Origin of the sequence: Ornithinimicrobium humiphilum (assembly GCF_006716885.1) — a bacterium.
GTDB lineage: Bacteria > Actinomycetota > Actinomycetes > Actinomycetales > Dermatophilaceae > Ornithinicoccus > Ornithinicoccus humiphilus.
Genome location: NZ_VFPU01000001.1, coordinates 961,139 through 973,276, shown reverse-complemented (window position 1 = coordinate 973,276; position 12,138 = coordinate 961,139). Strand labels below are relative to the sequence as shown.

Here is a 12,138-nt window from a genome sequence, read left to right as displayed (position 1 = left end):
TGTATGGCAGCGAAGGGCAGTTGAACAGTTCGATGCGGTTCTCCACCGGTCAGGTCGTCGTCCACCCCCACCACGGTCCCGCCCGGATCACCGGCACCTTCTCGCGCGTCCTGCGCGGGCAGGAGGTGCACTACCTGCAGCTGGTCGTCGCGCACAACCAGCTCGAGCTGTCGATCCCCGAGGACAAGGCCGAGGAGCTCGGCGTCCGCGCCCTCATGTCGGCCGACCAGGTGCGCGCCGCCTTCGAGCGGCTGACCGCCGAGACCGGCTTCGAGGAGTCGCAGTGGTCACGGCGCATCAAGCACAACGTCGACCGCCTCAACTCCGGCGACATGCTCATCGTCGCCGAGCTGGTGCGTGACCTGACCCGTCGCGAGGCCGACAAGGGCCTGTCCCTCAACGAGCGCGACCTCCTGCGCGAGGCCCGCCGCCCCGTCGTGCACGAGCTGAGCATCGTCCTCGGTCTGACCGAGGAGGAGACGCTCGCCGTCGTCGAGGCCGCCGTCATGGAGGGTCGGGTCCCCGACCTCGACGGCCTCGACCCGCTGGCCTCCGCCAGCTGATCCGTCAGCCGCCCAGCAGGGCGGCCACATCCGCGGCGAGGGCCCGGAAGGCCTCGCCGCGGTGCGAGACGGCGTGCTTCTCCGCGCTGGTGTGCTCGGCGAGCGTGCGCCCGTCCGGGCGGACGAGCAGCGGGTCGTAGCCGAAGCCGTTCTCCCCGCGCGGGGCCCGGCCGACGACGCCGCGGCAGGTCCCCTCGCGCACGACCTCGGCGCCGGTGCTCCCCGGGGTCTCCCCCGGGAGCACGAGCGCGGCCGCGCAGACGAAGCCCGCGCCGCGGTGCTCGTCGGGCACGTCGGCGAGCTGGGCCAGCAGCAGCGCGTTGTTGGCGCTGTCCTTGTCGGTCCCGGTCACCTCGGCGAGCGGGCCGGACCAGCGCGCCGAGAAGACGCCCGGGGCCCCGCCGAGCACGTCGACGGCCAGCCCCGAGTCGTCGGCGAGCGCCGGCAGCCCGGTGCTCGCCGCGGCGTACCGGGCCTTGAGCAGGGCGTTCTCGGCGAAGGTGACGCCGCTCTCGACGACGTCCTCCAGGTCCGGGAAGGCGTCGAGCCCGACGAGCTCCAGCCCGGCGGCGTCGAGCGCCTCGGCGAGGATCTCGCGCAGCTCGACGACCTTGTGCGCGTTGCGGGTGGCGAGGACCAGGCGCCGGTCGGCGGTCACCACGTGGGCGGCCCCTGGTCGATGTCGGCACCCACGGCGCGGGCGTCGGCACCGCCGATGTCGTCGGCGCCCAGCGCCGCCTCCTGGCGGGCCGTGAGCTCGGCGCAGCCCTCGGCGGCGACGTCGAGGAGCACGTCGAGCAGCTCGCGGTCGAAGGGCACGCCCTCGGCGGTGCCCTGCACCTCGACGTAGCGCCCGTCGCCGGTCATGACGACGTTCATGTCGGTGTCGGCCCCGGAGTCCTCGACGTAGTCGAGGTCGAGCACGGCCTCGCCGTCGACGATGCCGACGCTGACCGCGCACACGGAGCCGGTGATCGGCTCGGCGTCCTGCGGGATCAGGCCCTGCTCGCGGGCGGTCTCGACGGCGTCCACGAGCGCGACGAAGGCGCCGGTGATGGCCGCGGTGCGGGTGCCGCCGTCGGCCTGCAGCACGTCGCAGTCGAGGTGGATGGTGTTCTCGCCCAGCGCGTCGAGGTCGATGACCGCGCGCAGCGAGCGGCCGATGAGCCGGCTGATCTCGTGGGTGCGCCCGCCGACGCGGCCCTTGACGGACTCGCGGTCGGAGCGGGTGTGGGTCGCGCGGGGCAGCATGGCGTACTCGGCGGTGGTCCAGCCCTTGCCGCTGCCCTTGCGCCAGCGCGGCACGCCGGCCTCGAAGGACGCCGCGCAGAGCACGCGGGTGCGGCCGAACTCGACGAGCACGCTGCCCTCGGCGTGGTCGAGCCAGTTGCGGGTGATGCGGATCTCGCGGAGCTGGTCAGGTGCGCGGCCGTCGTGGCGGCTACCGGTCGTCATACCGCCCAGACTAGTTGGTGCCCGGCCCCCGGCCCGTCTGCCGCAGGCCCACCACCGCGAAGATCGCGGCGAGCGCCTCCCCGGCGACGCTGACGACCTTCTCCGGCGACCAGAACGGGTCGTGCATCCGCGGGACGGGGCCGATCGGCGGCACGTCCACGAAGTGGTAGAGCAGCACGGGCCCCAGCGCCGACAGCGCCGCGAGCAGGGCGAGCGCGTAGGCCCACCGACGCCCCGTGACGAGCAGCAGCAGGGCGACGACGGCGGCGACGACGGCCTGGGCGCGGAAGAGGGTGCCGCCGCCGACCCCGCCCGGCGCGGCCACCTGCATGACGGGGGCGAGCATCAGGTGCACGACGGTGTCGGCGACGAGACCGAGCACGACGATCGCGCGGCTGACGAGCTCGGCCCGCGGCCGTGACGTCGCGCGGGCCGTGGGTGCCTCGGCGCGGGTGGTCATGGCGCTCATCCTTCCTCGGCGACGACGAGCGTCGCGGTCATCGCGGGGTGCGGGGTGCAGTGGAAGGGGACCTCGCCGGGCTCCTCGGGCGCGGTGAAGGTGACCTCCTCCCCCGGCCCGACGGGCACGTCGAAGGTCGCGCCGCCGTCGTCGGAGGTGACCGTGTGCCCGACGCCGTCGGCGTTGCGGACGGTGATCTGCGCGCCCGGGGGCACCGAGTCGGGCACGGAGTAGGCGAAGCCCTCGATGGTGATCACGACCTCCTCGGCCGCGGCCTCGTCGGAGGTGCCTGTCGACTCGTCGTCGGTTCCCGGTGCCGTCGAGGTCGCCGCCGGTGTGCTGGGTGCCGGCGCCGCGCCGTCGCCGCTGTCGCCCCCTCCCGGGTCGCCGCAGCCGGCCAGCAGGACGGCGGCCAGGGTGAGACCGCCGAAGGAGGAGAGCAGGGGTGCCCGGCGGGGGCCGCCGTCCTGTGCTGGGGTGCCGTGCATGGTGGTGGTACGGCCGGCCGCCTCAGGCGGATTGCGCCCCGAGGGCGGCGGTCGACCAGACGGCGCCGCTGGGCCCGACCAGCTCGACCGCCACGACGGCGTCCGGGTCCTCCACGGCCACGACCCAGCTGTTGGGGCGGTCGTCGGCCAGGCTCCAGGTCGCCACGTCCTGGGAGCTCCCGTCGGCGGTCCGCAGCCGGCAGGTGTAGCTGCGGCCGGACGGCCCGTGGGTCACGTCGACCACGAGGAAGGCGCCGGCGTCGCCGTAGCTCGGCGAGACCGTGCCGACCCGTCGGCCGTCGGCCGTGAGCAGCGGCGTCGCCCAGGGCGAGGGCTCCCCCCTCGTCAGGTATGCCGTGGCGCCGGCCCCGGTGGCCGCGCCCAGCACGGCCGCGGCGGCGGCGACCAGCACGGCGCGGCGTCCGGGCCTTGGATCCGGTGCGGGGCGGCGGGTCGGACCGGGGCCGCCGGCGGGGTCGGACGGTCCCGGGGCGTAGGCCTCGGCCAGGTCCTGGCGCGCCTCCTCCAGGCGCTGCAGCGCGATCTCCTCGAAGCCGGGCGGGGGCGCGATCCGCGGCACGGCGGGCAGCACGGCCTCGACCGCTCCGGCCAGGTCGTCGTAGGACCGTCGGCAGGCGGCGCAGGTCGCCAGGTGGACCGAGAGCCGGTCGGCGCCCAGGCGGTCGGCGTGGCCGAGCGCGAGCTCGACCAGCTCGTCCTCGTCGGGGCAGGGGCCGGGACCGGCCTGCTGCAGCTCACTCATCGCGTGCTCTCCATCGTGGCCCGCAGCCGGCGCAGGCCGGTGCGGATGCGGGTCTTGGCGGTGCCGAGCGGGATCTGCTCCCGCTCGGCCACCTCGGCGGCGGTGCAGCCGCCCAGCACCGCCAGCACGACCGCCCGGGCCTGCTCGGGCGCGATGCTGTGCAGCCGGCGGACCGCCTGCTCGGTCTCGAGCCGGTGCACCGCGCTCTCCTGCAGGTCGGGCGGCTGGGCGGTGGTGTCCTGCACGAGCTGGTCGAGCAGGTCGTCCTCGGTCGGCGCGCTGCGGCGGGCCCGGACGGCGTCGATCGCGGCGTTGCGCGTGATCGTCAGCAGCCAGGTGAGGACCGAGGCGCGGCGCACGTCATACCCTCCGGCGGCGCGCCAGGCGCGCACGAAGACCTCCTGGCTCACGTCCTCGGCGAGCGCGGCATCACGGGTGATGCTCACCGCGAGCCCGAAGACCGGCCCCTGGAAGCGGCGCACGAAGGCCGCCGACACGGCGGGGTCGTCCAGCGCCAGCCCCGCGAGCAGGGCGGCGTCGGCGGCGCGGTCGGCGCGCGAGACGGGGGCCATGTCCGGGACTACGGTCGGGCGGCCCGGAGGGATTGCCTCAGACCGTCACGGTGAGGCCGGGGCGGGCGACCTCGACCTCGCCGTGCCACACCTGGGAGGCCTCGGCGACGGCGTCCTCGGCGCTCGTCCAGGGCGGGAGGTGGGTGAGCATGAGCCGCCGGGCGCCCGCGTCCCGGGCGGCGGTCGCCGCGCGGTGGGCGGTGAGGTGGACGCCACGGCCGGTATCGCGGCCCTCGAGGTAGGAGGCCTCGGAGAGCACGAGGTCCGCTTCGTGCATGAGCGGCTCCAGCCCCGGGCAGGTGTCGGTGTCGCCCGTGAAGGCCAGCACCACGCCGTCGGCCGCGATCCGCAGGCCGAAGGTGGGGACCGGGTGCCGCACCGAGTAGGGGGTGACGCTGAACGGCCCGATCGTCACGGGCACGCCGTCCTCGAGGGCGACGAAGCGCATCCCGGCCATCGGGTCCGGCTCGTCCACGCCGTAGGCGCGGGCCAGCCGCTCCCCGGTGTTGCCGGGGCCGTAGACGACCAGGTCCTCGGTGGCGGGCCGGGGGCCGTGCTGGCGCATGACCCGCAGCCCGGTCATGTCGAGGCAGTGGTCCGGATGGAGGTGGGACAGGATCACGGCGTCCAACGACATCGGGTCGGTATGCCGCTGGAGCGCGCCGAGGGCGCCGGAGCCGAGGTCGAGGAGCACCTGCCATTTGCGGCCCTCGGCCTGCGCGCGGACGAGATAGCAGCTGGCCGGTGACTCCGGCCCCGCGAGGGACCCCGAGCACCCCACGATCGTGAGATCCATGCAGACATGGTGCCCGCTCGACCCCCTCCGCGTCAGGGGCAGGAGGACCCAATCTTCGACAGACCCCTCGGTCAGGCGCGGCGGGCGACGGCGAAGACCCGCCGGAAGGGCAGCACGACCCGCCCCTGGTCGTCGGCGGGATAGGCCTCCCGCAGGCGTGCCCGGAACTCTTTCTCGAAGCGCTCGCGCAGCCCGTCGGGCAGCGCCTGCAGGGTCGGCCTGGCGCCGGTGCCCGAGACCCACGTGAAGACCGGGTCGGGTCCGGTGAGGACGTGCAGGTAGGTGGTCTCCCAGGCGTCCACCTCGCAGCCGGCCTCCTGCAGGACGCTCAGGTAGGTCGCGGCGTCGTGCGACGCCGGGGCGGCGACCCCCCGCGTGTGCTCGGCGTAGGGAGGCCGGTCGGCGACCTCGGCCCGCAGGGTGTGGCTGGGCTCGCCGACGTTGCCCGGCACCTGCATCGCGAACCAGCCGCCGGGCGCGACGCGGCCGACGAGGGTCGGCAGCAGCTCCAGGTGACCGGGAACCCACTGCAGGGCGGCGTTGGTGACGAGCACGTCCACCGGGTCACCGTCGTGCGCGGCCCAGTCGCGCAGGTCGGCCAGCTCGGCGGTGATCCCGTGCACCCCGCCGGCGCGCTCCACCATCTCGGGGCTGGAGTCGACGCCGACCACCTCGGCCGACGGCCACCGCTCGGCGAGCAGCCGCGTGAGGTTGCCGGGGCCGCAGCCGAGGTCGACCACGGTGCGCGGCTCCTCGGCCCCCACCCGGGCGACCAGCTCGACGAAGGGGCGGCCGCGCTCGTCGGCGTAGGTCAGGTAGCGGTCGGGGTCCCAGCTGCGCACGCGGCCTCCTCGGCAGATTTATCTTGACGTCAAGATAATAGCGCGCCGGGCTCAGACCCGCTCATCGGCGCGGCCGACGAAGGCGCGGTGCACCTGCTCGACCTCGGGGCCGAGGAAGCGCCGGGCCAGGAAGGTGAAGCCCTGCGGGTCGCCGGTGGTCAGCCACTGGTGCTCGGGCTCGGTGCCCGCCGGCGCGAGCAGCCCACCGTCGGTGAGCACGCGGAAGAGGTCGGCGGCGGTCGCGGCCGCCGAGCTGACGAGCGTGACCTCCTCCCCCAGGACGTACTGCAGCGCCGAGGTGAGCAGCGGGTAGTGCGTGCACCCCAGGATCAGGGTGTCGACCTCACGCTCCCGCAGCGGCGCGAGATAGCCGCGCGCCGTCTCGAGCACCTCCGGCCCGCTCGTCACGCCCGCCTCCACGAGCTCGACGAAGCGGGGGCAGGGCTGGGACCACACCTGCACCTGCGGCGGCGCCGCGACGAAGGCGTCGAGGTAGGCGCGTGACTGGTGGGTGGCCTGCGTGGAGATGACCCCGATCCGGCCCGACCGGGTGACCGCGACCGCCCGCCGCACGGCGGGGCGGATGACCTCCACCACGGGCACGTCGTAGCGCTCCCGGGCGTCGGCCAGCACGGCGGCCGAGGCGCTGTTGCACGCGATGACGAGGGCCTTCACGCCGTGGTCGACGAGCCGGTCGAGGCACTCCAGGGCGAAGCGCCGCACCTCGGCGATCGGACGCGGACCGTAGGGGGTGCGGGCGGTGTCCCCGAGGTAGAGCACCGACTCGTTCGGCAGCTGGTCGAGCACCTCGCGCGCGACCGTCAGCCCGCCGAAGCCGGAGTCGAAGACCCCGATCGGGGTGTCGGCCATGCCGTCAGTCGCGCTCGCGGTCGTCGGCCGAGACGAAGGGGTTGGCGAGCGAGCCGATCCCCTCGACCGCGACCTCGCAGCGCTGGCCGGCGACGATCGGGCCCACACCCGCCGGCGTGCCGGTGAGGATGACGTCGCCGGGCAGGAGGGTGAAGGCCGCCGAGGCGTGCGCGATGATCTCGGCGACGCCGAAGACCATGTCGGCCGTGGTGCCGTCCTGGCGCGGCTCGCCGTCGACCGTCGCGGTGATCCGCAGGTCGGAGACGTCGAGGTCGGTCTCGATCCACGGCCCGAGCGGCGTGAAGGTGTCCATGCCCTTGGCACGGGCCCACTGGCCGTCGCCGCGCTGCAGGTCGCGCGCGGTGACGTCGTTGGCGACGGTGTAGCCGAAGATGACGCTGCGGGCGTCCTCGGCCGCGACGTCCTTGCAGACCCGGCCGATGACGACGGCGAGCTCGGCCTCGTAGGAGATCTCCTGCGCGAAGGAGGGGATGACCACGGGGTCGCCCGGGCCGCAGACCGAGGTGTTGGGGATGAAGAACATCAGCGGCTGCGCCGGCAGCTCGGAGCCCATCTCCTTGGCGTGGTCGGCGTAGTTCTTGCCGATGGCCACGACCTTGCTCCGTGGGATGACGGGGGCGAGCAGCCGCACGTCGTCGACGAGGAAGGTCTCGCCCGTGAGCTCGATGCGGGTGTACAGGGGGTCGCCGGTGATCTCGGCGATCTTCTCGCCGGCCCCGTCCACGAGACCGAACCGCGGGTCGTCACCGGTGGTGAATCGGCAGATGCGCATGGCCCCCAGCGTATGGGGTTCCGCCCGGTCGGCCGGGTCGCGGACCGGATCTGGGCGGGCGAATGTGACGAGGGGCACATCGCGCGGAGGGCGCGTGCGGGAGCGGGGCGTCCCACCACCTACCCTGGGACGTCGTGCAGGTCCTCCCCGAGCAGGTATGGCGCGAGCGCGCGGCGGTGCACGCCGCCGCCGTCGAGCGGCTGTCCGCCGACCGGCTCGCCCGCCGTGTCGAGGGCCGCAAGCACCCCGTCGACGACTTCCTCTGGGAGTACTACTCGATGCGGCCGGCCCAGCTGGCGCGCTGGCACCCCGGGGCCGGCGTGGCCCTCGAGGGCGCCCGGGAGCGCGAGGGGTGGTCCTTCTACACCTGGCACGAGGGCGCGGGCGACGGTGCGGGCACGGCATACCTGGACCTGGAGCGGTTCCGCGCGAAGCGCGGGCGGGCCGTGGAGTTCGTCCGCGGCCTGCTCTCCGCGACGCTCTCGCGACCGGGACGCTTCGGCTGCTTCGGGCTGCACGAGTGGGCGATGGTCTACCGCGCCTCCGAGGAGCAGGTGCGGCACGCCGGCTGGCCGCTGCGCCTGGGTGCCGGCGGCACCGACGAGGTGGTCGAGTCGCACACGGTGGCGTGCTCCCACTTCGACGCCTACCGCTTCTTCACCCCCGACGCGGCCCCGCGCAACACCCTGACGCCGACCCGCGAGGGCCAGCTGGACAACGAGCAGCCCGGCTGCCTGCACGCGGGCATGGACCTCTACAAGTGGTGCTACAAGCTGGCGCCGCTCGTGCCCGGCGAGCTGACGCTGGAGGCCTTCGACCTGGCGCGGGAGATCCGCGAGCTCGACATGCGCGCGGCCCCCTACGACCTGCGACCGCTCGGCTACGAGCCGGTGCGGATCGAGACGCCGGAGGGCAAGGCGGAGTACGTCGCGGCCCAGCGCGACTTCACGGTGCGCAGCAACGCGCTGCGGCGTCGGCTGCTCGACGCGCTGGGGCCGGCCCTCGCGGAGCCGGCCCCGGCGGTCGGAGGGGCTCAGACCAGCTTGTAGAGCCAGCCGTGGCGGTCCTCGGCGCGGCCGTACTGGATGTCGAGCAGCTCCTGGCGCAGCGACAGGGTCAGCTCGTGGCCGCCGGCCATCTCGAGCTCGCCGCCGTTCCAGGCGAGGCGCCCGACGGGCGTGATGACCGCGGCGGTGCCGCAGGCGAAGACCTCGGTGATCTCGCCGGAGGCGACGCCCTCGCGCCACTCGTCGATGGTGAAGCGGCGCTCCTGCACGTCCAGGCCGCGCTCGCGGGCGAGCTCGATCAGCGAGGAGCGGGTGACGCCCGGCAGGATCGTGCCGGTGAGCTCGGGGGTGACCACCCGGCCGTCGGCGTAGACGAAGAACAGGTTCATGCCGCCGAGCTCCTCGACGTAGCGATGCTCCTGCGCGTCGAGGAAGACGACCTGGTCGCAGCCGTGCTCGATGCCCTCGGCCTGCGAGGCGAGCGAGGAGGCGTAGTTGCCGCCGCACTTGGCCGCGCCGGTGCCGCCCGCGGCGGCGCGCACGTAGTGCTCGCTGACCCAGAGGCTGACGGGCTTGAGGCCGCCGCTGAAGTAGGCGCCGGCCGGGGAGCAGATGACCGAGAAGAGGTAGCGGTTGCTCGGGCGGACGCCCAGCGCCTCCTCGGTGGCGATCATGAACGGCCGCAGGTAGAGCGAGGTCTCGCCGGAGTCCGCCGACGGCACCCACCCCTGGTCGACGGTCACGACCTCCTTGATGGCGTCGAGGAACATCGTCGGGGGCAGCTCGGGCATCGCCAGGCGACGGGCCGAGGCGTTGAAGCGCTCGGCGTTGCGCTCGGGGCGGAAGGTCCAGATCGAGCCGTCCGCGTGGCGGTAGGCCTTCATGCCCTCGAAGATCTCCTGGGCGTAGTGGAAGACCGCCGCGGAGGGGTCGAGCTGGATCGGGCCGTAGGGCACCACCCGCGGGTCGTGCCACCCCTGCTCACGGTCCCAGTCGATCAGCGCCATGTGCTCGGTGAAGAGGTTGCCGAAGCCGGGGCTCTCCAGCAGCTGGGCGATCTCCTCCGCGGAGCGGCGCTCGGGGCGCTCGGTGACGGCGAAGGACGTGGACGTCGGCGTCATGGTCATGGGGCCAATGTATGCCGCTCCGCCGGTGGTCGGCACGGCGGCTCGGGTGCCCCGACGTCAAGGACGGGCCGCGGGCAGGCTTCCGGCGCCAGGTGCTCCGCGGCTCAGCGGATCCAGCTCATCATCGCCCGCACCCGCCGGCCGACGTGCTCCAGCGGGTGGGCCGCCCGTGCGGCGGCACGACGGGTCAACGGCTCGCCCTCGGACCCCCCGATGGGGTGGCCGGCGGGGCCGTACTGGCTGGCGAAGCCCGCCCCGTTGATCTGGTCCACGCGGGTCTTGAGGTCGTGCACGACCGCGAGGTAGGCGACCTCGTCCTCGACGCCGCGGCGGACGAGCTCGTCGAAGGCGGCCTCTACGGCCTTGCGCAGCGGGACGTGCACCCACTCCTCGGCCAGGTCCAGGGCGGTGGCCTGGTGCTCGACGGTGGTGACGATCGCACCGGAGCGCAGCGAGCCCATCGCGGCGGCGTAGGCGGTCAGCGTGGCCCAGGCGGCGCCGCTGCCGTCGCGGGCGACCGCGACGAGCGCCGGGCAGCCGCGGCCGTCGAGGAATTCCTCCCGGATGCGCTGGCCGTCGCCCACCGCGCGCAGCAGCGCCAGGTCGACGCCCTCGGGCACGCTCAGCGCGCCCGGCAGCACCTGGGCGCCGGAGGTGACGATGACCAGGTCACCGGGCTCGGTGTGCTCGTCCAGCAGCCGCTGGAGGTGCTCCAGGTCGAAGGTGGCCGGACCGGGGCTGTGGTCGTCGGCGGCGGGCACGAGCACGATGTCGCAGTGGGCGACGGCCTCCTCGGGCGACCGCACGGTCAGGCCCTCGATCTCGGCGCTGACGGCGCGACGGCTGTCGGGGTCGATGCCGACCCAGACGTCGACGCCGGAGTCGCGCAGGTTGAGGGCGTGGGCCTCGGCGACCGCGTCGTAGCCCAGGACGGCCACCTGCCGGTCCTGGAGCAGCGTCAGGTCTGCGGAGTCGGGGTCCAGGACGGTGCTCACGCGCACCACCCTAAGCGGGCGGGGCCCTTCTCCCCCCGCGGGGCCGCGCGGGGCGCCGGTTCGAGGGGTGCCCAGCCGCTCCGTCCCTCGCTAGGGTGGGCCGCCAGATGTCCGGAGCCTCCTCCCCCGACCGTGCCCGGGCGCTCAGCCTGGAGCTGCGTGCCGTGCACGATGACCTGCGCGAGCAGCTGCACACCGCGCTCGATGCGGTTCAGCAGGGTCGCGTCCCCGAGCCCGCACCGCGCCCGCTCGACCACTGCATCGCCTTCTGCGTGGCGCTGCACGAGCACCACACCGGCGAGGACCGCTCGGTCTTCCCGGCGCTGCGGGACGCCGCGCCCGAGCTGGGGGACACCATCGATGCCCTGGTCCAGGACCACTCGATGATCTCCTGGCTGCTCCAGCGGGCGGCGACCGCCATCGAGCGGGCCGCGGCCGGCACCGACCTCGGTGCCGTGGCGGCCGAGCTCGAGGGCATCGGCGCGATCCTGGAGTCGCATTTCCGCTACGAGGAGCGGACCATCTCCGAGGCCCTCGACCGCCTGCCGGACGCGGGCCCGCTCGCCCAGGCCCTGCGCCCGGGCGGCTGACTCAGCGCAGGAAGAGCTTGCGCAGCCGGACCGTCGTCAGACCGAGCCCGAGCACGGTCATGCCGACGAAGTAGAGGACGTGCACCAGGGTCGCCCCGGTGAAGTGCCCGAAGGACAGCTGGCGCATGAGCTCCACGCCGTGCCAGAGCGGCATCGCCATGACGAACCACTGGATCGGCTCGGGGTAGACCGAGATCGGGTAGAGGGTCGCCGAGAAGAGGAACATCGGCAGCATGACGAAGTTGATGAGGTCCATCTGCTGGAAGGTCTTCATGTAGCTCGTGATGCCCATGCCGAGGGCGGCGAAGCCGAAGGCGATGAGCACCGCGACGGGGACCATGAGCAGCGACCACCAGCTCGTCACGAGCCCCATGACCGCGAGCACGCCGAGGAAGCCCAGGGCGTAGAGGAAGCCGCGGAAGAGGGCCATGAGGATCTCGCCGAGCGCGACGTCGAGCGGGCCCAGGCTGGTCTGGAGCATCGCCTGGTAGAGCTTGGCGAAGCGCAGCTTGAAGAAGACGTTCCAGGTGGAGTCGTAGATCGCGCCGTTCATCGCCGAGGTCGCCAGCAGCGCCGGAGCGATGTAGGCGGCGTAGGGGATCGGCTCCCCCGCCGGGCCGGTGACCTCGCCCACGAGCCCGCCCATGCCGATGCCCATGGCCAGCAGGTAGAAGACCGGCTCGAAGAAGCCGGAGACGAGGATCATCCAGTTCTGGTTGCGGATGACCGTGAAACCGCGCTCGAGGACGGCGCCGACGTTGCCCGAGGAGAGGGCGCGCCTCGACAGCCCGCGGGTGCGGGGCGCCTCCACGGGGGC

General features: G+C 74.0%; 16 protein-coding genes. 3 read left to right on the top strand and 13 right to left on the bottom strand.

Annotated elements, in window-relative coordinates; genetic code table 11:
• Positions 1 to 32 precede the first annotated feature (32 nt).
• Positions 33 to 563: a CarD family transcriptional regulator gene (locus FB476_RS04460; protein ID WP_170233518.1), complete on the top strand. Its 531-nt coding sequence runs from the start codon at positions 33 to 35 to the stop codon at positions 561 to 563.
• 4 nt (positions 564 to 567) lie between these two features.
• On the opposite strand, the gene FB476_RS04455 is transcribed toward FB476_RS04460, so the two are convergent.
• From FB476_RS04455 to FB476_RS04410, 10 genes are all read right to left on the bottom strand, one after another.
• Entirely contained in the window at positions 568 to 1,221 is a 654-nt protein-coding gene (locus FB476_RS04455) for a non-canonical purine NTP pyrophosphatase (protein WP_141819855.1), read from the bottom strand.
• Positions 1,218 to 2,018, bottom strand: coding sequence for a ribonuclease PH (gene rph, locus FB476_RS04450; RefSeq protein ID WP_141817714.1), 801 nt, complete (start codon positions 2,016 to 2,018; stop codon positions 1,218 to 1,220). The genes FB476_RS04455 and rph overlap by 4 nt, the downstream gene beginning before the upstream one ends.
• Positions 2,019 to 2,028: 10 nt before the next feature.
• Positions 2,029 to 2,478 carry a hypothetical protein gene (locus FB476_RS04445; protein WP_238329544.1) on the bottom strand — a complete coding sequence of 150 codons (450 nt, stop codon included), beginning with the start codon at positions 2,476 to 2,478 and terminating at the stop codon, positions 2,029 to 2,031.
• 5 nt (positions 2,479 to 2,483) lie between these two features.
• The gene (locus tag FB476_RS04440) at positions 2,484 to 2,966 is read right to left on the bottom strand and encodes a cupredoxin domain-containing protein (protein ID WP_141817713.1); all 483 of its coding nucleotides are present in this window, start codon (positions 2,964 to 2,966) and stop codon (positions 2,484 to 2,486) included.
• A gap of 22 nt (positions 2,967 to 2,988) precedes the next feature.
• Entirely contained in the window at positions 2,989 to 3,729 is a 741-nt protein-coding gene (locus FB476_RS04435; RefSeq protein WP_141817712.1) for a hypothetical protein, read from the bottom strand.
• On the bottom strand, positions 3,726 to 4,301 hold the full coding sequence (locus tag FB476_RS04430; protein ID WP_141817711.1) for an RNA polymerase sigma factor: 576 nt from the start codon (positions 4,299 to 4,301) through the stop codon (positions 3,726 to 3,728). Before FB476_RS04430 ends, FB476_RS04435 begins: the two co-directional genes overlap by 4 nt.
• A 37-nt stretch (positions 4,302 to 4,338) precedes the next feature.
• A complete protein-coding gene (locus FB476_RS04425) occupies positions 4,339 to 5,097 on the bottom strand; it encodes an MBL fold metallo-hydrolase (RefSeq protein ID WP_141817710.1) in 759 nt (252 codons plus the stop codon).
• Between the two features lie 71 nt (positions 5,098 to 5,168).
• Positions 5,169 to 5,939, bottom strand: a complete 771-nt coding sequence (locus FB476_RS04420) for a trans-aconitate 2-methyltransferase (RefSeq protein WP_141817709.1) — start codon at positions 5,937 to 5,939, stop codon at positions 5,169 to 5,171.
• Positions 5,940 to 5,990: 51 nt separating this feature from the next.
• On the bottom strand, positions 5,991 to 6,809 hold the full coding sequence (murI, locus tag FB476_RS04415; protein WP_141817708.1) for a glutamate racemase: 819 nt from the start codon (positions 6,807 to 6,809) through the stop codon (positions 5,991 to 5,993).
• A 4-nt stretch (positions 6,810 to 6,813) separates the two neighbouring features.
• Positions 6,814 to 7,602, bottom strand: coding sequence for a fumarylacetoacetate hydrolase family protein (locus tag FB476_RS04410; RefSeq protein WP_141817707.1), 789 nt, complete (start codon positions 7,600 to 7,602; stop codon positions 6,814 to 6,816).
• A 134-nt stretch (positions 7,603 to 7,736) separates the two neighbouring features.
• On the opposite strand from FB476_RS04410, the gene FB476_RS04405 reads away from it, so the two are divergent.
• Positions 7,737 to 8,651 carry a 3-methyladenine DNA glycosylase gene (locus FB476_RS04405; protein WP_141817706.1) on the top strand — a complete coding sequence of 305 codons (915 nt, stop codon included), beginning with the start codon at positions 7,737 to 7,739 and terminating at the stop codon, positions 8,649 to 8,651.
• On the opposite strand, the gene FB476_RS04400 is transcribed toward FB476_RS04405, so the two are convergent.
• On the bottom strand, positions 8,636 to 9,736 hold the full coding sequence (locus FB476_RS04400; protein WP_141817705.1) for a branched-chain amino acid aminotransferase: 1,101 nt from the start codon (positions 9,734 to 9,736) through the stop codon (positions 8,636 to 8,638). The two genes, FB476_RS04405 and FB476_RS04400, sit on opposite strands and share 16 nt — an antisense overlap.
• A gap of 104 nt (positions 9,737 to 9,840) precedes the next feature.
• Positions 9,841 to 10,731 carry a ketol-acid reductoisomerase gene (locus tag FB476_RS04395; RefSeq protein WP_170233517.1) on the bottom strand — a complete coding sequence of 297 codons (891 nt, stop codon included), beginning with the start codon at positions 10,729 to 10,731 and terminating at the stop codon, positions 9,841 to 9,843.
• Positions 10,732 to 10,838: 107 nt separating this feature from the next.
• On the opposite strand from FB476_RS04395, the gene FB476_RS04390 reads away from it, so the two are divergent.
• Positions 10,839 to 11,321 carry a hemerythrin domain-containing protein gene (locus FB476_RS04390; protein ID WP_141817703.1) on the top strand — a complete coding sequence of 161 codons (483 nt, stop codon included), beginning with the start codon at positions 10,839 to 10,841 and terminating at the stop codon, positions 11,319 to 11,321.
• Between the two features lies 1 nt (position 11,322).
• Here FB476_RS04390 and FB476_RS04385 read toward each other — a convergent pair whose 3' ends face one another.
• Complete coding sequence (locus tag FB476_RS04385) at positions 11,323 to 12,132, bottom strand: ABC transporter permease (RefSeq protein ID WP_141819851.1); 810 nt, start codon at positions 12,130 to 12,132, stop codon at positions 11,323 to 11,325.
• Between the last annotated feature and the right edge of the window lie 6 nt (positions 12,133 to 12,138).